The following is a 19,949-nucleotide window of genomic DNA, read 5'->3' as shown; positions in this document are numbered from 1 at the left end:
CATGTCCGCATAATTAGTTATGATTCCCACAGTCATATCATGTCCGTATAATTAGTTATGATTTCCACAGTCATTGCACCCCACCCCCAGCCCCTCCCCGCAGGCGGGGAGGGGAGACAAAGCATAGCTTTGGCGGGGTGGGGTTCTTCGGGTTTAATAAGCAATCAAGCGGACATGATATCATTGCACCCCACACGCCAGATGCTCCACTTGGGGAGACCCCAAGACCGCACTGGCTCCCCTTAATCCCCTCCCCGCAAGCGGGGAGGGGAGACAAAGCGTAGCTTTGGCGGGGTGGGGTTCTTCGGGTTTGATAAGTAATCAAGCGGACATGATATGACAACTCTATTAAAGTCAGCTTGCTAGACCGTTACTATAGTCAAAATAGCCTGTATTAATACTTCTAGCTCAATTGGTTTAGAAATATGCTGTTGAAATCCGGCGGCTAGTGCTTGTTGTTGATTAATTTCTCCTGCATAAGCAGTTAGGGCGATCGCTGGGATTTCTCCGCCTTGATCGGGTGACTGGTTTCTAATTTGACGAATTAGTGTGTAGCCATCCATATCGGGCATACCAATATCACTGATTAACAAATCAAATTTTGCTCGTCCCAAATTATTCAGAGCATCATGTGCTGAGTCCGCTTCAGTCACTTGTGCCCCGTACTGTTCTAGCACAAAGGCAATGAACTCCCGCGAATCTTTATCATCGTCTACAAGCAGCGTTTGCAATCCATTGAGATTAAAGTCTGAGCGATCATGATCGGCTGTATTAACTTGATTCAATTTTGAAGCAGCGATCAGTGGCAGTTTGACTGTAAATACTGCTCCTTGGTCTTCTCCAGGACTGGCTGCGTGAACGGTTCCGCCGTGCAATTCAACTAAATGACGCACGATTGCTAACCCTAACCCTAACCCGCCAAATTTTCGCGTCGTTGTCCCATCGGCTTGGCGGAAGTAGTCAAAGACGTAGGGCAGAAAGTCACCAGAGATGCCCCTACCAGTGTCGCTGACAGTGATTTGAGTATATTCCACAGGATGAGTATCAACTTCATCCTTGATCGTTTCTAACCGCACCTCTACTCGACCACCTTGTGAGGTAAATTTAATCGCGTTAGAAAGTAGATTCCAAACAACTTGTTGCAGGCGACCAGAATCACCTAACACTTGCCCAACATTCGGTTCAAATATTGTTTGAATTTGAATGGATTTAGCTTCAGCAGCGAGCCGCACAGTTTCAAGAGCGGCTTTGATGGTAAAAGTTAGACTAACTGGAACTGTGTTTAAATTTAACTTACCTTGGAGAATGCGCGACACATCGAGCAAATCTTCGATTAGTTGTGCTTGCAGTTTTGCGTTGCGCTCGATGGTTTCGAGGGCGTACTGAGTTTTAGCTGCGTCTTGGTGACTCTTTTGGAGAATCCTGGCCCAACCCAGAATTGGATTCAAGGGCGATCGCAATTCATGAGACAGCACTGCCAAAAACTCATCTTTGATGCGGTTGGCTTGCTGCGCTTGTTCAGTCTGTTGCTGCAAAGAAATCATTAGTTGATTGAGGCGATCATTTTGCTCTTTCAGCAATGCTTCTGCCCGCTTACGTTCGGTGATATCTGACAGAATAAAAACGGCGCCTGTAAGATTCCCATCCCCATCAAGTACCGGGTCAATGGTTTTGGCAAACCACCGTTCTTGAGACTGAAATTCGAGGACTTGCCGTTGGTGGGTTTCTTTCGCACGGCGAAAGCAAACGCCATCACCGATTCCCAATTCTGCGCTCATCAACTCATGGTGGGCATAACCTAAAATTTCGTGGGAGGGCTTGTTAAAAAGCTGCATCATCGCTCGATTACAGCGTATAATTATCCCTTCTCGGTCTACCAGAGAAACGCCGTCGTTGATGGAGTCAAAGGTGGTTTGCCACTCTCGCGCTGAGGACAAAGCAGCTTCCTCCGCCTGGCGAATTCGCAGCAGCGATCGCAAAGTGGCGAGCAGTTCAATTGGTTCAACAGGTTGCACCAGATAAGCATCGGCACCGCTGTCCAAGCCTTCTGCTTTATCCTGGCTTTGGACAAAACTTGCAGAAAGGTGTAGCACAGGGATAAAAGCCGTTTCCGGGTTTGCCTTAATTTGACGACAGACTTCAAAGCCGTTGATATCTGGTAATTGAACATCTAAAATTACTAAGTCAGGCTGAAAGTTAGCAACAGCTTCTAATCCTGTCGTTCCAGTTGCCGCTTCCACCACAGTAAAGCCTGCATTTTGCAAAATACGGGTAACAACGTAACGATTGGCTTCGTTATCGTCAACATGCAGGATCGTAACTCGTGGCTCAGACATGACTTTTCCCTGAAACCTCTACAACAAGCCCAGCTTTGACGAGCGCATCTTGAAGTTGAGCGATCGCCGTGGTTTGAGAGCCTGTTTCTTTAGAAACAATGGCTATGCTTTGCGCCGCTAATCGGCTTTGCGCTTCTGCATCCAGTTGAGCAGATGAGTGAATAATCACAGGAATCGATTGAGTGACGGAATTGTTTTTAAGTTGCTTGAGTACATCAAACCCGCCGATCTCTGGCATCTCCAAGTCCAGCACGATGGCGTTTGGCTGCTCTTTTTGTGCCAAATTTAATCCTTCTTTTCCATTTGCGGCTTCTAAAATGCTCAAAGGTGTATTTATTAACAACTGTTTCACTAGATACCGATAGCTGGGGTCATCGTCAATTAACAAGACTTTTTGAGGCTTGTTCTCAGTAATTAGCGTATTCAGTTTGTTCAACAGCGGCAATCTGTCTACTGGCTTAATTAGGAAACCGTTTGCTCCTAGCGCCAGTGCTTGCTTTTCGTTATCAACGATGGTAATAACGAGTACAGGGATAGTGCGGGTAGTTTCATCTCCTTTGATTTCTCGCAAGAACGTCCAGCCGTTTTGCCCCTCCAGCAGAATATCTAGCATAATCGCTGCTGGTCGAAGTTTTTGTAAGGCAAGCCTTGCCTGAGCTAAGGTGCGGGTAGGAATCAATTGATAGATTGATTGTTGAAGGTGCTTTTCGTAAATAAATAGGGTTTCTGGATGATCTTCAACCACCAGAATGGGCAGGCGAGTTGGCTCAACTAATGTGATTGGTTGCAGTACAGTGAATTCGGTGGCATCTGGGTAGACAATGGGAATCAAGGCTGTAAAGGTAGTGCCTTCACCCAGCTGACTTTTCACCGAAATGCTGCCCCCGAGTAGCTCCGCTAGCTTGCGCGATAACGGCAATCCTAACCCGGTTCCCTTCACCTGCTTTTGCAGATGGGACTCGATTTGCATAAAATCCTCAAAAATCCGCTCTTGATCGGCGTGAGCAATGCCGATGCCCGTATCAGATACAGAGAAGGTGATGGCATGACCAGTTTGCACAGCGCTGACGCGCACCTCTCCCCGCTCGGTAAATTTCAGCGCATTCGAGACAAAGTTTCTGAGAATTTGAGCAATTTTGCCCTCATCGCTATAGAGCGGCGGAATACCTTCAGCTTCCTCGACAATCAGCGTCACAGAGGAACCTTGAACCAATAATGGGCGCAGCATCCCCCGCAGCGTGGCAAACAATTCACTAACTTCAAAGGAACTGGGACGCACTTCAATTTTTCCAGCTTCCACCTTTGCCAAATCTAGCAAATCATTGACCAGTTCTGATAATCCGTTCGCCGCCTTTTGGATGAATGTCACCTGCTTTTCTTGCTCGATGGTCAAATTGCCATCCATCCGGGCTAGCAGCATCCGAGAGAGGGACAAAATCGAGTTGAGCGGCGTGCGAAACTCGTGGCTCATGTTCGAGAGAAAGCGGGTTTTTAGCTCGTTTACCTGTTGCAGGGAGCTGGCTTTCTCATCCAGTTCTGCATAGAGGGCAACCACACCGCGATTAGTATCTTCCAATTCCTGATTGAGTTGGCTCAGTTCTTCCTCGCGCTTCCGTAGCTCTGCCATTGCCCGGAGTAATTCCTGGTTTTGCTGCTGAATTTCTTGATAGGGATTTTCAGGCGATCGCCCAATTACGGTTTCTCGAATCTGCTGCAATTGCGAATCGGTGAAAGTAGGTGTGCGCTTCGACAACCTTTTGCCAATTGTTACCGTTGTTCCTTCTCCCGGCAGCGATTCAATCTCAAATAAATCCATCAACCTGCGCGTGCCTACGATCCCTAGCCCCGCTCCCGTATCAGAGGTGTAGCGTCCTGCCAAAACGTCTGCTAAATGAGGAATGCCCTCACCCCGATCTTGAATCTGAATTAGAAACGCTTGCGGCTCTCCCGCCACAGAAAATTTCACTGTTCCGTCTTGGGCATATTGAAACGCGTTGCGGGCAATTTCGGAAACTGCGGTTGCCAATCGCGCCCGATCTTGAGCATCAAAGCCCAACTGCTCGGCAATCTCACGAGTTCGTTGCCGAGCTTGCACAACATCCTGTTCGTACTGGATGGCGATCGTGAAAATCCTTGTCATCTGCCCATTCCTTTCGCAACTAACACTGTCACATCGTCCCGCTCTCGGTTAAAGTCTCGGTATAGCACACCTGCAATCAGGCTGGGATGTTTTTGCATTAAGCCTGGATAGCGATCCATCTGCCACTTAGCGCCTAATCCGTCAGAATGCATAATTAAAACTCCGTTGGCATACCAGGGATAGCTAAACTCTTGAATTTTGCGGATTTCATGTCCGACCGTGCCATTGTGAGATAGCAGATGGCGATGCTCAGTAAAGGAGAAAATGCTAGCAGCGATATTGCCAATCCCAGCAAAGCGGACAGACTGTTGGTCAAAGTCGATTTCGGCAATGGCGAGTGCTGCTCCTCGGGTACTTCGCAAGGCGGCGTGGGCAGCTTCGATGATCGCCCCAGGAGAACGATGAAGATGTTCTTGAAACATTCTCACGGCTGCGGAAGCAGCAGAAGCCGCGGCAGGTCCATGTCCTAAACCATCAGCTACTAACAACAGGCTACGACAACTATCGACTTCCGATGCCCAGGTATCTCCTGAAACCTCTTCTCCTTGTTTGGGCAAACAGATCGCTCCAATTTCTAAAAACTTTTCAGGCAAATGGGGGGCTGAGTCTGACCAGAGGTGAACCAAAAGCGCTGTTCCTTGGTTGGGAACGGAGTAAATTTCCAATAAACCAGAAAGGCGACAAATTGCACCCATACCATTGCCCAAGGTTCCGGCTGTGGAAAAGCCATCTTGCAAACACTCATCCACATCGACCATTCCCCGTCCTTTATCTAGCGATAAGATTTCGATGCCAATTCTGGAATTTTGGTTGAGCGATCGCAGCAGCACTACTCCGCCGTGGGCGTGCTGTAGCAGATTGCTCGCAATTTCTGTCACCACAATCCCAATCTTGCCCCGTTCCGTTTCCTGAAAACCCAGCCGACTTCCTAAAGCCATCGCCGCCCGTCTGACTTCCCCAATCTGGCTAGATTCAGTAATTGTAACAGCGACAGATTCTTTCATTTTATTTCCATCGTACAATTATTATCCGTGTTCCTTCTCCCACCACAGACTGAATCTCAAACTCGCTGGCAAGTCGTTTGGCACCACCCAGCCCCATACCTAAGCCGCTGCCGGTGGTGAACCCATCCTTTAGGGCCAGTTCGATATCGGAAATTCCCGGTCCTTGATCTTCAAAGGTCAGCCGGAGTCCTCGTCGTCGTCCTTCTTGAAGCGTTTCTAGCTTGACTGTGCCGCCCCCTCCGTAGTCTAAGGTATTGCGGGCTAACTCACTGGCGGCGGTAATAATTTTAGTTTGGTCTACTAAGCCAAAGCCAATTTCCACGGCCAACTGGCGCACAGACTGCCGAACTAAAACTACATCTGTAGAAGATTGAATGTTAATCGTTTCAGTCTTCTCCATCGTCATCTGCACGCCATTTAGTGCTAGTGATTTGATTTGTGGTTTCATTGAGTGACGATCGCAACAATGCCATACCTTTTTCAACGTTTAAGGCAGTGCGAATCCCCATCAGCGACATCCCCAATTCCACTAGGGTGATTGCCACAGCAGGCTGCATCCCGACGACAACTGTCTCAGCATCTAGCACCCGTGATATTCTGGCAATGTTGGCTAAAACTCTCCCAATGAAAGAATCAACAATCTCTAATCCCGAAATATCGATCAGGACACCGTGAGGGTGAGTTTGAGTGATGCGGTTGGTCAGGTCTTCTTGTAGCGTCATGGCGAGGCGATCGTGCATATCTACCTGGATTGTCACAAGTAGAAAATTGCCCATTTTGAGTATAGGAATGTGTTCCATTACTTCCTTCCAGCTATTTGGATTGAGAGCGGGCAATGGTCGTTCCCAACCGTTTTAGCGCCGTCAGAAAGGCATCGGCTAAGGTTGCTTTCGTGACTACATTTGTCAAATCAATGCCAAGATAGACGATTGTTTGGGCAATTTGCGGACGAATGCCACTGATCATACAATCAGCTCCCATAAGACGGGCGGCAGTAACAGTCTTGAGCAGATGTTGGGCAGTCAGAGTATCGACAGTGGGAACCCCGGTAATGTCAATGATCGCAACTTCGGAACTGGTTTCGACAATTTTTTGCAATAATGATTCCATCATCATTTGAGTCCGGGCACTATCCAGGGTACCGATTATCGGCAATGCCAAAATTCCCTCCCAGAGTTTAACGACGGGGGTAGACAGCTCCATCAACTCTTCCTGCTGCCGCAAAATCACCTCTTCCCGCGCCTTTTGATAGACTTCAACGGTCAGCAATCCTAGCTGATCTAGTAAGTTTGTAGCTAACCAGATATTTTCACCCAACTCAATGGGGTCTTTTAATTGCTGGCGCATTCGGTTGAACAGGGGTTGCTTGAACGAAAAGACGAATGTAGCCGTTTCTGAGGGTGTAAAACCATTTTGCGATCGCGATCGAGAAATGCTGTTGAGCATCTCCCGCATCTCCTGCCAAGCCGCTGCCTGAATATTGGTAAACTTGTCTTGCCCAACAGCAATCCGCAACAAACTCAGGAATTCCCGGCACTCCTCCTTTAGCTGGGCTTCTTTTATCAAGCCTCTGCGAATATTGACAATGGCTAGTTCTTGAATCCACTCCGACAGCAAGTCTGCCTCGAAGGTTTCCAATATCTCTGATATCTTACTTTCGCTCATCGTTTCTTTGAAGGCAACCGCTTTCATTAGTTCAAAATCAGTGTATGACGATTCAGCGCAAGGTGAAAGCGATGATTACAAAAAGCCTAAAAGCTAGATATCAAGTGCGATAAATTGGGCAGATATACAGCGATATCTGGGTTGGGCTACGCCTACCCTAAGATTGATTGAGGATCGGCAAAAAAGTCACAAAAAAATGCGATCGTCTAAAAGTGTATTTTGACTCCTGCGGTATTTAATGCAAACTTCGAGACTGGGGCTGAATGGGAAGCGGAGAACGAGAAGGTACTTTATCGCGCCATAAAAGCAAAGGAATACAGAAAAATCCCAAAATAATCACAGATCCAGTCATGATCCAAACCATTAACCGATTTGGTCTATAGTTCCCTCCTTCAATTTGCCAAAAAACTTGGTTGTATCGCCATGCAGCTAAGGCAATAGTCGAAATTCCAAAAATTACCAAAGCAACACCCAAATTTTCCGAGTTAGATAATGGACTTACCGGAGGTTCTTGTTGAGTAATAGTAATATTCAACTGGCGCAGAAATATACCAAATCGCGCAATCACAAAACCAAAGCTAATCAATGCAATAGAAGTGCGTAGCCAAGCCAGAAAGGTACGTTCATTCGCTTGATGCTCCCTTTGACGGTCAATTTTCGGTATTTTATCCATAAGTATCTTCTGAGGCTAAGTTTGCCTTAAAAAGTATTCATAGCATGGACTAACGCCACAAAGGACTTACGCAACTGGCACAATCGCCCTCGGTGCGGCGAAAGCGTACCTTCAATATCCATAAGGTCTTAATACTTACAACCCAAGCGATCGCGAGAATCTTTACAATGGTAAATAAGGTAAAGATATATATCAGAGTCAAAATCAATGGCACTATTCGGATTTGGCAAAAAGGCAGTTATGCCCACACCAGAGGAAGCTTTGTCAGGAAGGGCACAATCTATGTCAGTACCCGCCGCTCATTATGTCAACAAGAATCCCTTAAAACCTCCTTTTCCCGATGGATTAGAGAAGGCAATCTTTGGCTTGGGCTGTTTTTGGGGTGCAGAACGCAAATTCTGGCAACTTAAAGGAGTTTACACCACCGCAGTCGGTTATGCTGCTGGGTTAACACCCAACCCCACTTATGAAGAGGTATGTAGTGGGCGAACCGGTCACAATGAAGTGGTGTTGGTTGTGTTTGATCCCAAAGTGATTAGTTATGCCGAACTGCTCAAAGTCTTTTGGGAAAGCCACAATCCCACCCAAGGGATGCGCCAAGGTAATGATGTTGGCACTCAATACCGTTCGGGAATTTATGTATATTCCGAAAATCAAAAGCAGCTAGCAGAAGCATCACGGGAAGCTTATCAGCAAGCCCTCAACAGCGCAGGTTATGGCAAGATTACTACAGAAATCTTGGATGCGCCGGAATTCTACTACGCCGAAGCTTACCATCAGCAATACCTGGCTAAAAATCCTAATGGGTATTGTGGTTTAGGAGGGACAAATGTATCTTGTCCCGTGGGTGTAGTTGAATCGCAAGTTAGCGGTTAGAAGAAAGCAGGGGGGCAGCACTTCTCTACGAGACGCTGCGCGAACGGCTACGCTCAGTGACCGAGGGGCAGGGGGGCAGCACTTCGGCTACGCTCAGTGACCGGGGGGCAGAGGGGCAGCACTTCGGCTACGCTCAGTGACCGAGGGGCAGAGGGGCAGGGGAGAATAAATAATACCAATGCCCAATGCCCAATGCCCCACTAAAATGCAGATTTGAGTAAAGCGATCGCTCGCACCCATAACATAATACTAATAGGTGCTCCAAGTAGAATACCAGCGATCGCCCAGCCTCTCTGATGGGCTTTGAATTGTTCAATACTGCGCCACTGCCTACTTTTCCAAGCCCATTCATTGCCTTTTGCACCGAGTGCGATCGCCATTACCCACCAAGCATTAGGTACAAAACAGAATAAACCATACCACACTTGATTCGGCCACATCCACAACCAAGGCATCAGAAAAGCACCCCAATTCCAACCGAGAATTTCCTCTGGAACTGTTTCATTCTGATTATTGATCCCGCATCCAGAATTGTTAATTATTTCTTTTAGTGGCAAAAGTTCATTCCTCTTTCCAGATTTGACAGTCAGTCCCGATTTTAGGGCATTCAGCGCAACGCTTGCACTAGTAAATCTTTGTTCGGGAGCGGGTTCTATCAATTTTTGTAGCCAACTGACAAAACTGGGACTGAGGTTAACTCGGTCTGTAAATTGTAGTCGCAAATCCTGCTGGGGTAAATCAGAGGGGGGAGTTCCAGTGAGCAAATGAATCAAAGTAGCTCCCAGTGCATATAAGTCTGAAGCCGCAACAGCTCGACCACCAAATTGTTCCATTGGGGCATAACCATAAGTCCCGACAACGGTAAAAGTAACGCCTTCTCTTGCTGCTTTATCCTGAACTGCGCCAAAATCAACTAAATAAATCCGATTATCATCACCCCAGATTAAATTACTCGGTTTAATATCTCTATGCAACACCCCAGGATTCAACTCATGTAGATAGATGAGAATATTTAAAACTTCAATAGCAATTTTTCTCGCTCGCTTTTCACTAAACCTTTTGCCAACAGCAAGTTTTTCCTTAAGCGACTCACCAGGAATATATTCTTGTATTAAGCCAAACCAGAGAGTGCGATCGTCGATACAAAAATAATCTATATATCGAGGGATGCGGGGATGATTTAGCTGTTTAAGAACTTGTGCTTCCCTCTCAAAAAGTTTCAGGTCATCCCATTGTACAGTACCGCCAAAGGCCAAAAGTTTGACCACAACGATAGAATTTTCGCCATCAGAGGCTTGTAAATCCAATGCTTGCCAAGTTTGGCGAATTCCATTATTGCCGAGTTGGCGCTGGATTTGATAACGATCTTGTAATATTTGTTCTGGTTGCAGCATCATACACCTGCTGGCAATTTACGCTGATCTGAATTCCCTTATATTTAAGGATAGTCATTATTTAGATAAACTGTGAGAGCATTAGAGGATGTCTGAAAAGTTTTTTTGTATACACTTAACCCTTGGAGTTTTTTTGTTTCCCCCCTTTACAAGCTACGGTGTACACACAAGTCTGAAGCACTTCACTCATCAGACTTTAAGCGTAAGTTTTACCCCTCCCTAACCCTCCCCTTGGAAAGGGGAGGGAACTGTATTTCTAGTTTCCCCCTTTTCCAAGGGGGGATTAAGGGGGGTAATTCGACTTGTGTGTACACCGTAGCCTTTACAAGGGGGGATTAAAGGGGGTAATAATGTGATTAAAATTACAGCCAACTACTTTTAAAACAACCTCTTAGGTGCAGAATGTGAGTTTGTGGGTTACAAATAATTTTTGCGATAGTAAGCTTGATATTCCGCAGACAGCAGAGGCTCCCACCAATCACGATGATTGAGATACCATTCAACTGTTAAACGTAAACCCTCAGCAATTGTTACTGAAGGCGTCCAACCAAGCTGAGTTTTAATTTTGTTCGCGTTAATTGCATATCTCCTGTCATGTCCCTGTCTATCCTTAACAAAAGTAATCAACTGCTTGGCTGGATATACTGGTAAATCAGGTGCTAATTCATCCATCATTTGACATAAAAGTTGCACGAGGTTAATATTTTCCACCTCATTATTGCCACCAATATTGTATGTTTCTCCTGGTTGACCATTATTGATTACCACATCTAAAGCACGGCAATGATCGCCCACATAAAGCCAATCCCGGACATTTTTACCATCACCATAAACAGGTAATGGTTTCCCGATCAAAGTGTTGATACACATTAGGGGAATTAGTTTTTCGGGAAACTGATAAGGCCCGTAATTATTAGAGCAATTTGTGATAATGGTTGGAAGTTTATAAGTATGATAATAAGCACGGACTAAATGATCGCTACCTGCTTTTGAAGCTGAATAGGGACTATTGGGAGCGTAGGGTGTGGTTTCACAAAAAGCTGGGTCATCTGCGCCCAAACTGCCATAGACTTCATCAGTAGAAACGTGTAAGAAACGATAATCAGATGGCTGTGCTTTCGCCTCCCAATGTTGCCGATAAGCTTCCAGCAGCGTGAAAGTTCCGACTACATTAGTTTGCACAAAAGCAGCCGGCCCAAGAATCGAACGATCCACATGAGATTCAGCGGCAAAATGGGCGATGGTATCAATATTTTCCGTTGCTAATAGGTTGTCTATGATGGTGCGATCGCAAATATCCCCCTGCACAAACCGAAAATTCTCTCTTCCCTCAACCAGCGCCAAATTCAGACGATTCCCCGCGTATGTAAGCGCATCTAATACCACCACGCGATCGTCTGGATAAACCTGACACCAATGATGCACAAAATTTGCCCCAATAAATCCCGCACCCCCAGTAACTAATAACCGCCGATTCATTCAATTTCCTCTCTTCTTTTTGTGATCTGTGCGCCTCTGCGGTTCGTTTGTATTATTTATATTACTTAAAATATTTCTTCCTCAGCTTCCCATATATCCTTTGAGCAAGTAATTTTGCCATCCGTGTTTTTGTCAAACTCTTAATATTAGATGGCTGCTGACTTTTGTGATCAAAAAACTCATTTAACTCATCCAAAATAACTTGGAAACGCTTAATAATATTTTCAGTGCGATGCTCAACCAAAAATTCTTCAAATAAACTAAAAGCTACTGAAGAATCAATCACCTTCAGAATACGTTGCACATCATATTCTTGAGAATATCCAGCAATTTTATAGCAATTAAATCCAGGATCTAAGTAATCAGCTAGTCCACCGTTGACACTAGAAAATACTTGACAACCACAAGCAAGAGCTTCCATTGGTTGTAAACCAAATCCTTCACTAACACGCTGTTGTGCCCAGTACTCAGCCGAATCATAGAGGTAAACCTTAGCTCGGTTGAATAGTCCGGGTAAATCCTCTACATAAGAGTCAACAACCAATACTTTACAACGTTTTTGCAACGCTGGAATTAATTCTTTAATTAAATACTCAGAAGACTTCCGAGCTTGAACTAAAACATCAATATCCCGTTCTAAACCTAAATTTTGAAACTCATCAGAAATTTGATTGGGCAAATAATAAATCAGAGAATTGGGTGATTTTTCTCCCCAATATCCCATTGTATAGCGGCTAACAGTCATGATTGGAATACTTGCAGGTAGCTTAAATCGATAACCTGCACTATGTGCATGATAAACGACATTGTATTGCTTAAGTTTAGCCACGAGTTGAGCTATATCAAATCCCCAACTGATCACAAAAATTACATCATTTAAATTTTCCTCTTTTAGCAAATCATCAATAAAAAGCTTATCTTTTTCCCGTTGGCGGTAAGTTACAACATCAGCACTACAGAAATTCTGAGCTAAATTAAGTGCTTTTAATTCAGCCCAAAGACCACCACAGGCAAATTTGCTATCTGTACCAGGAAGCAAGAAGTAAAGTTTTCTCATAATTTTTTTAGGGGAGTAGGAACTAGGGAGTGTGGGAAGATGGGGAAGACAAGAGAGAAAATTTTATCTTGTCCCCTTATCTCTTCTTGCTCTCTTCATTCTTGCCAGCCTACTTTAACAAAATGTGCCTCACGCCCCCAAACATCTCGTGTACGGGTAATATTTTCAATTGCTAGGTTAAAAGGAATGGCAGTTGTTAGGTAACGCTGTGCCATAGAACCTAAATCAGGTGCGATTTCCGCGGCTGTCGTTGCTGCTAATCCCAAACCTATAAGTTGCTCGATTGGTCGAAATGGTAGCAATAGATGCACACCGACAGCTAGTCCAGCTGTTAAGAGCATTGCTACTGATAAATTTGTGCCACAACGGGGATGTACAGCCAAATCCCATTCTCCACTGGTGATGCGATGTCGAGCAAGTGTGACTGCACGCCGCAAATCACTAATATTTACCTCACCATAGAGGTAGAATCCCTGCTCAGTAGATAAACCGCCTAATAGTTCATTATCTAGTTGAACGTTAGTGGCTACTCCTGTAGCAGGATAGGCGCTTTTTGATTCGCTAAGAACCCAAACAGTAGCATGTTCTAAAGCATGAACCTGCCGCAGCATCAAGATTTCTTTCAACCCTGGAATAAACGATAGCTGTCTGAGTAAGTCGGCATCTTGTGTGGATTGCGGAAAGTCTGAAGATTGGTCTTCAAGACTGGGAACCTTCTCAGATACAGGTATCGTAAAATCAAAGTTAAAAAATTCAAAGGGAGACGAGCTACCCTGAAAAGAAGCGGAAGTATTCATTGGAACACTACTCCCAAAGCCGATGGGGCAACATAGATTTCCTTCAAATGTAACGCTTGCACCACTGAATTGTTGCTAATTTTTGTAGATGGTTGTTTTAGTTAGGGCATGGGGCATAAGAGGCAGAGGGGAAAGACTTACTGCAACTTCTCCTCTGCTCCCCTACTCCCCTTCTCCCCTGCTCCCCGGTCACTGAGCGTAGCCGAAGTGCTGCTCCCCTGCTCCCCTGCTTCTCCAGCCCCCAATCCCCAGTCAATTTGGAAAGGAATTCTGATCTTTTTAGTTTCCGAGTCCGAGGGTCAGCTGGCTCCACTAACATAAACTCCGGCTGAGTGATGGACTCGGAACTTTTGGTAGAGTGTTCACACTGAAAACTTAGGCGTAAGGAGGGGAACAATCAGTAAAACTCAAAATTGGCTTGTAATTTACTAGACCAAAGCAATTAAGCTTCTACTAGTAAATTGCTTATTCAATCTGGTTAGGTAGAGTACAGCAATTGACATCATTCAAACAGACTTTGCCCCACTGTAAAGCCCAGCGGACAAGGGCTACTCGATTATCTGTCTCAGTCTTAGTCAGAATATTACTGATATGGTTATCAACTGTACGCTTGCTAATCTCCAGTTTTGCTGCAATCTCTTGGTTAGTTAAGCCAGCGGCTACTAAGTCGATAATTTGCAGTTCTCTGTCTGACAGACTAACGGGGGTCTCAGACTTGCCACCAGCCATGACTATTTCTATCCTCCCTTGGTATATGTACTTAATCGCTCTTTCTAATTCTAGAAGATTCTTTTCTTGGTAGGGGTTTCAAGTGTTAGCAGTAATATGATTGTCAATATTTTCTTTGGATTTCAAGTTGGCAAAAATATAAACTATGCGACATTTGATGTAATAAATATAGCTCATTTTGATAAAGATGTTGTCTAAGCACTTAGTTGAAATAAGCGAGAATCAGAAGCATATATATGCTATAGGAGTAGTAAAAATTGCTATTTAATTCTATGAAGGACTGGCGACAGATTAGCAAAAACTATTGTAGATTTTATACTGTAAATTCCTAATCCCAAATCGAAATCTAAAATTGAAAATGAGATGAGCAATCCCCGTGTTTTGTGCCTTGGTGAAATTTTGTTTGATTGTTTAGCCGATCAATTAGGGCTAAAGCTGGAAGAAGTGAAATCTTGGACTCCTTATCCAGGAGGGGCACCAGCTAACGTAGCCTGTGCTTTAGTCAAGCTGGGAATGTCAGCGGGATTTATCGGAGCTGTTGGCGAAGATGAGCCAGGAAATGCACTGGTCAAACTATTACAAGATGTAGGTGTAGAGACTACGGGAGTACAACGTCATCCCACAGCACCAACGCGGCAAGTTTATGTTACACGGGATCTGGCTGGCGATCGCACGTTTGCCGGATTTGGTCAGTACGATACCGCAGAATTTGCCGATACTCGCCTGCAAGCTAAACAATTGTCAGATTCGCTGTTTCAAGAAGCAGATTTTCTGGTTTTGGGTACTTTGGAATTAGCCTATCCTGAAAGTGAAGCGGCAATTCACCGCGCTTTAGAGTTAGCAGAACATTACGACTTAAAAATTGTGCTGGATGTTAACTGGCGTCCTGTATTTTGGAAAGAGCCAAACATCGCCCATCAAAAAATTCCAGAATTATTTAAGCGAGTTGATTTCCTCAAACTTTCCAAAGAAGAAGCTGAATGGCTATTTGAAACCGCAGATCCCGGAGCCATAACTTATCGTCTAGCTTCAATTGAAGGGGTACTGGTGACAGATGGGGAAAACGGCTGCACTTATTGTCTAGGTGAGAACGAAGGCAAATTACCCTCGTTTTCCATCCCTGTAGTTGATACAACTGGCGCAGGAGATAGCTTTTTGGCAGGATTCATCCACCAACTGGGTCAGTATGGTATCCACAGCTTGCGGGATGCAGAAACAGTAAAACGCATTGTTACTTATGCTAGTGCTGTTGGGGCACTGACTACCATTAAACCAGGTGCGATCGCTTCCCAACCTACTGCTGCTGAAGTCGAAGCTTTTTTAGCCACACATCAACTCTAGGAATTAGCATAAGCCACTGGGATATCAGCCTCCAAAGGCTGATACTCCTGGCTAGAAAATCTTACTAAAAGCAGGTGCGACGGCACTAGGGTTCTTTTTATGCGTCTTCATAAACAATTGGTATAAGTCCTAAAAACAATTAATCGGAGAACAACGTGAAAATCGCGATTATTGCTAAAACATTAATTACATCTATAGGTTTGTTAACTTTGTTTGCCCCAAGTCAAGCATCGGCTCAACTGATACCGCAACCTTGGGTTTCAGTTGGTGGAAAAGATGGTGACATAACTTATGCTGTCGGAGCTAGGGCTTTGAATTTCGGGGTTGAAGTAGGAACTGGCGCTGATGGTGCTACGGGAGTTGATGTTTTAAAATTTATCAATTTGCCTGTAATTTCACCTTATGTAGGAATTGGACTTTATTCAGAGGATAAAGGCGTTGCAGTTTCAGGTGGCGTTCAGGTAGGTGCTACTAATAACGTTTTTGTTGGTGCTGGTTACAATACTATTCGTGGCTTTAACGGGCAATTGGGAATAAGATTTTAACTAATTCGTAATTCGTAATTCGTAATTCGTAATGACATTCGTGGACTGGCTAACATGATTATTGGCGAAATACTCATGCGTAATTGTATTTATTGGTGGTCTTGAATTAGTAGGGAATTTAGACTCTAGGTAATTCAATTATGAATTAAAAATTACGAATTACGAATTAATTATGCGGTGGGAGTAACTAAAGTTGAAATTAGTTCTCTAACATACTCTGCGGAATCTTGTTGTAATGCTGATGCTGCGATCGCTTCACTCTCAACTATACTCAACCTAGCGATCGCCTGCTTCACTCCAGGTATACTTTGAGGATTGACGCTCAACTCATCCAGCCCTAAACCTAATAAAATTGGTGTTGCTAAAGTATCTGCTGCCAATTCTCCACATAATCCTACCGAAATCCCCGCCGCATGGGCAGCTTGGACAGTTTGCTGCACCATTCGCAATATGGCTGGATGTAGCGCATCAACTAAATTTGCCACGCGGGGATTAGTGCGATCGCTAGCCATGACGTACTGACTCAGATCGTTAGTCCCTATACTAAAGAAGTCTACTTCAGCTGCTAACTGATCTGCGATCGCTACTGCTGACGGAACCTCCACCATAATTCCTACTTTCATCGCTGCATCAAATGCGATACCAGCTTGATTTAGTTCAGCCTGTACTTCGCCCAAAATTACCTTAGCTGCACGTACTTCAGTTACAGTAGCAATCATCGGCAACATGATTTGAATTTGGTGTCCTACACCGGCTCTCAAAATTGCCCGTAACTGAGTTTTGAAGAATTCTGGACGATCTAAACAGAAACGAATTCCCCGCCAACCCAAAAAAGGGTTAGCTTCTGGCAACCCTACTTTAATATAGGGAAGTGGCTTATCACCACCGACATCGAGGGTACGAATAATTAGCGGCCGATTATCTAAAACTTGGGCGATGGCCTGATACACTTCTAGTTGTTCTTCTTCAGTGGGTGCGCTTGTTCGGTTTAAATACAGAAACTCAGTGCGGAGTAATCCCACCCCTTCTGCACCGCTAGCCACGGCAACTTGCACATCACTACTAATACTACCAATGTTGGCGAAAACGCTAACTTGCCGACCATCACGAGTAATTGCTGGCTGATGTGCCGTAGCTCGTGCTTCCTGTTGGGCAGTTTGCCAAGCTGACTGCTTTGCTGCAAGTAAATCTAGGATATGTGATTCTGGTTCTACCCAAGCTTTGCCACTTTCACCATCAAGTGCCATTAGTGTACCATCTGCCAAGTGCAACACCTGAGCATCAACTCCCAGAACTGCGGGAATACCCAATGTCCGGGCGATAATGGCGCTGTGAGATGTGGCACTGCCTGAAGTTGTACAAATACCCAACACCTTTGTCGGATCTAGTCCAGCGGTATCTGAGGGAGTTAAATCAGTTGCAACTAAAATCGCGGGTGACTTAAGATGCAGGTTAGCCGCAGCATTTCCAGCGAGTAATCGCAGCACTCTTTGCCCAACATCTACAACATCGTCAACTCGCTCTTGCAGATAAGAATCTTCAAGTGCGCGGTAGGAAGTCGCTACGTCATTGACTACAGCTTGCCAAGCTGCTTCAGCATTTATATGGTTGTCTAAAATGCGTTGATGAGCCGCTGACAACAGTACTGGATCTTCTAAAAATAGTAATTGGGCATCAAAGATGGCGGCTTCAGCATCACCAATTTGCAGAGATGCTTGGGAGAAAACTGCTTGAATTTCTTGTCGGGCAGTGTTGATCGCTGCCTGTAATCTTTGCCACTCTGCATCAGGATCGTTTACGTGGTATTCCGTAATAGAAACGTGGGTAGGTTGATAATGAACAACAGGTGCGATCGCTACTCCGGCAGAAGCTGCAATTCCCGAAAGTTCACCGTGAGTTGTTGGTGTAACTTCATGGTGTGCTGGTGGAGAATTCAAAGTAACATTATCTTCACCAAAATTATTTGCGAATAATCCCTGTAATGCTGCTAGCGCCTCATCTGCATCAGAACCAGTGGCAGTAATCAGCAGTTCGTGTCCTTGACGCACCCCTAAAGTTGTGACTTGGTTAATACTGTCACCCCTGACTAGCTCAGTATTTCTTGTTAAATTCCGTACCAGAATTTGAGATTGAAACCGGGCTGCCGTTGCCACAAACTGGGCTGCGGGACGGGCGTGTAATCCTAAGCGATTGCTCACAATCAGCCGAATTTCTCGCGTTGGCGATTCTACATTAGTTGTTATTGGGGTGACAACTGACAACGGCCTAGTAACTACACCCAGTTGAGTTGCTTTTGCAAGCAGTGCGCCGCGTGCTTCCGCCATAACTTGGTGAATATCTCTACCAGCCGCCGCCGCTACTACAGCAGCGCTCGCGCCTTCAACTAGAGGTGCTTCACACAAATATACTTTCTTCTGTTGTGCTTCTGATAGAAACTCAATTGCCATTTCTGCACTCAGTAAAGCACTACCCAAATCCATTAACACCAAGACACCATCATCAGAAAATACAGAAGTGATCGCCTCATAAACCTGAATCGGATCTGTACCCAATGGATTTTCAGAATCTTCAATACCTGCTGCAACAGCAATGGGAACTTGGCCCTGAACCATTTGCGCGGCGAGTTCCCGCACACCCAAAGCTAGTTGTTTACTGTGAGAAACGATAACAATTGCGATTGCGGCCACACCGTCAACCTTGTTGAGAGGTTTGCGTTTAGCTAGTTATCCATTTCATTTTCCCATTCCGCTACAATTGCAACTGCCCGAATATATTCCGGTCTTTCCAGCTAGAAATACGAATAAAATAGCCTTCTGTTACGGAAATACGTGGTGTCCACTCATAAACACCATCGCTAGCAGTACGGGAAGAAATGTTTTGGATAAGTTTGTTCCCATCGTACAACTTAATCGAGACATCATCGGCAAAATTATCCCGCCACAATATTAAAAAAGGTTGATCCTTCTTTGGAAGTACTTTACCAACTGGCTGACTAATTGATATTTTTGGCGCAACCTGATTTTTACTTTTCTTACGGAATCCCAAATAATGAGGTAAATGTCGGAAAGTAGGATTTTCTTGCAGATTAGACAGTTGGGGAACAATAATATTTCCTTTCTGGGAATTGAACAAATAAGTTGATCTGCCACCGTCAACGGTAATGATATCGCCTTTGACTCCTAATTTACGTAATAAATCAGCTGCCTCATCTAGAGTTGCTTGGTTCACCGTCATAATCAACAAAAGCTCGTCACCTTTAACACCATCTTTGTTCAAAGTACCGATAACTTGATACTTATTCGCTTGGTTTTGGGCTAATACTTTCGCCGGATGATCGCTATATCGGTAAGTAACAATCGCATTCTTCACTGCTTTTTGGTTAAGAGGCGCACCACTAGCTTGGTTGTAATCGGTAATATATGCCTGCTTATCATCCCAGACTAAGGTTTTGAGGCGAATATTACGATAATATTTATCTTTTGGTTCCTTGATTGGGCCATAAGGGCTAGTGCCACCAGTGATGACTACACCATTGAGTTTTATTGGAAAAGATAATTGAGTACTAGATTGATATTGCTCAAAAAAAGAACAATTAATCACCGAAAAAACATTGTTTGTGTAAAGTTTTTTATACTCGCCTGTAACTTCAGAAAACAACTTATTTTGGAAAAAAGGGCTGTAATGTCCACTTTCTCCTTTATAATACTTACCTTCATTTAGACCCATATTATCTACCTCTCCGGTAATTTGGTCTATGTGCATTTTACGAATATTAATAACTTGTAAATATGCTTCATTACCATTCGTTAATTGTTTTTTATATAAAGCTGCACCGTCTACAGCTTGGAGAGGCTGATAAGAGGCTATTTATAAAGTAAATCTAAAGGAGAGTCATTAGGTAAAAAGGCAACGG

17 protein-coding genes are annotated in these 19,949 nt (G+C 44.6%); 3 read left to right on the top strand and 14 right to left on the bottom strand.

Translation table 11 applies throughout. From position 1 onward, the window contains the following. Positions 1–362 precede the first annotated feature (362 nt). The 7 genes from RMY27_RS29325 to RMY27_RS29295 form a co-directional block, all read right to left on the bottom strand. Positions 363–2,336 carry a response regulator gene (locus tag RMY27_RS29325; protein ID WP_322668355.1) on the bottom strand — a complete coding sequence of 658 codons (1,974 nt, stop codon included), beginning with the start codon at positions 2,334–2,336 and terminating at the stop codon, positions 363–365. Then, positions 2,329–4,476 carry an ATP-binding protein gene (locus RMY27_RS29320; RefSeq protein ID WP_322668354.1) on the bottom strand — a complete coding sequence of 716 codons (2,148 nt, stop codon included), beginning with the start codon at positions 4,474–4,476 and terminating at the stop codon, positions 2,329–2,331. The genes RMY27_RS29325 and RMY27_RS29320 overlap by 8 nt, the downstream gene beginning before the upstream one ends. Further along, positions 4,473–5,480, bottom strand: coding sequence for an ATP-binding SpoIIE family protein phosphatase (locus RMY27_RS29315; RefSeq protein ID WP_322668353.1), 1,008 nt, complete (start codon positions 5,478–5,480; stop codon positions 4,473–4,475). Before RMY27_RS29315 ends, RMY27_RS29320 begins: the two co-directional genes overlap by 4 nt. Before the next feature lies 1 nt (position 5,481). Next, the gene (locus tag RMY27_RS29310) at positions 5,482–5,928 is read right to left on the bottom strand and encodes an anti-sigma regulatory factor (RefSeq protein ID WP_322668352.1); all 447 of its coding nucleotides are present in this window, start codon (positions 5,926–5,928) and stop codon (positions 5,482–5,484) included. Then, positions 5,867–6,280, bottom strand: a complete 414-nt coding sequence (locus tag RMY27_RS29305; protein ID WP_322668351.1) for an STAS domain-containing protein — start codon at positions 6,278–6,280, stop codon at positions 5,867–5,869. Before RMY27_RS29305 ends, RMY27_RS29310 begins: the two co-directional genes overlap by 62 nt. 13 nt (positions 6,281–6,293) lie before the next feature. Further along, the gene (locus RMY27_RS29300) at positions 6,294–7,145 is read right to left on the bottom strand and encodes an STAS domain-containing protein (protein WP_322668350.1); all 852 of its coding nucleotides are present in this window, start codon (positions 7,143–7,145) and stop codon (positions 6,294–6,296) included. A 235-nt stretch (positions 7,146–7,380) separates the two neighbouring features. After that, positions 7,381–7,818 (bottom strand): YidH family protein, encoded by a 438-nt coding sequence (locus RMY27_RS29295; protein ID WP_322668349.1) that lies wholly within the window; start codon positions 7,816–7,818, stop codon positions 7,381–7,383. A 207-nt stretch (positions 7,819–8,025) separates the two neighbouring features. On the opposite strand from RMY27_RS29295, the gene msrA reads away from it, so the two are divergent. After that, positions 8,026–8,694: a peptide-methionine (S)-S-oxide reductase MsrA gene (gene msrA / locus RMY27_RS29290; RefSeq protein ID WP_322668348.1), complete on the top strand. Its 669-nt coding sequence runs from the start codon at positions 8,026–8,028 to the stop codon at positions 8,692–8,694. 200 nt (positions 8,695–8,894) lie between these two features. Here the strand turns inward: msrA and RMY27_RS29285 are convergent, their stop codons facing one another. From RMY27_RS29285 to RMY27_RS29265, 5 genes are all read right to left on the bottom strand, one after another. Further along, the gene (locus tag RMY27_RS29285) at positions 8,895–10,088 is read right to left on the bottom strand and encodes a serine/threonine-protein kinase (RefSeq protein ID WP_322668375.1); all 1,194 of its coding nucleotides are present in this window, start codon (positions 10,086–10,088) and stop codon (positions 8,895–8,897) included. 417 nt (positions 10,089–10,505) lie between these two features. Beyond that, the gene (gene rfbB, locus RMY27_RS29280) at positions 10,506–11,567 is read right to left on the bottom strand and encodes a dTDP-glucose 4,6-dehydratase (RefSeq protein ID WP_322668347.1); all 1,062 of its coding nucleotides are present in this window, start codon (positions 11,565–11,567) and stop codon (positions 10,506–10,508) included. A 61-nt stretch (positions 11,568–11,628) separates the two neighbouring features. Continuing rightward, the gene (locus RMY27_RS29275; protein ID WP_322668346.1) at positions 11,629–12,624 is read right to left on the bottom strand and encodes a glycosyltransferase; all 996 of its coding nucleotides are present in this window, start codon (positions 12,622–12,624) and stop codon (positions 11,629–11,631) included. 95 nt (positions 12,625–12,719) lie between these two features. Continuing rightward, positions 12,720–13,421 (bottom strand): DUF6391 domain-containing protein, encoded by a 702-nt coding sequence (locus RMY27_RS29270; protein ID WP_322668345.1) that lies wholly within the window; start codon positions 13,419–13,421, stop codon positions 12,720–12,722. A 465-nt stretch (positions 13,422–13,886) separates the two neighbouring features. Next, on the bottom strand, positions 13,887–14,150 hold the full coding sequence (locus RMY27_RS29265) for a helix-turn-helix domain-containing protein (RefSeq protein WP_292870113.1): 264 nt from the start codon (positions 14,148–14,150) through the stop codon (positions 13,887–13,889). A gap of 363 nt (positions 14,151–14,513) precedes the next feature. On the opposite strand from RMY27_RS29265, the gene RMY27_RS29260 reads away from it, so the two are divergent. Both RMY27_RS29260 and RMY27_RS29255 read left to right on the top strand, forming a co-directional pair. After that, entirely contained in the window at positions 14,514–15,491 is a 978-nt protein-coding gene (locus RMY27_RS29260) for a carbohydrate kinase (protein ID WP_322668344.1), read from the top strand. Positions 15,492–15,646: 155 nt separating this feature from the next. Next, a complete protein-coding gene (locus tag RMY27_RS29255; RefSeq protein WP_322668343.1) occupies positions 15,647–16,036 on the top strand; it encodes a hypothetical protein in 390 nt (129 codons plus the stop codon). Between the two features lie 170 nt (positions 16,037–16,206). Here RMY27_RS29255 and ptsP read toward each other — a convergent pair whose 3' ends face one another. Then, entirely contained in the window at positions 16,207–18,723 is a 2,517-nt protein-coding gene (gene ptsP / locus RMY27_RS29250) for a phosphoenolpyruvate--protein phosphotransferase (RefSeq protein ID WP_322668342.1), read from the bottom strand. Between the two features lie 61 nt (positions 18,724–18,784). Beyond that, entirely contained in the window at positions 18,785–19,762 is a 978-nt protein-coding gene (locus RMY27_RS29245; RefSeq protein ID WP_322668341.1) for a hypothetical protein, read from the bottom strand. Between the last annotated feature and the right edge of the window lie 187 nt (positions 19,763–19,949).

It is taken from the genome of Nostoc sp. DedQUE09 (genome assembly GCF_034530915.1).
In the GTDB taxonomy this organism is placed as follows: Bacteria; Cyanobacteriota; Cyanobacteriia; order Cyanobacteriales; family Nostocaceae; genus Nostoc.
This window is presented reverse-complemented; position numbering and strand designations above follow the sequence as displayed.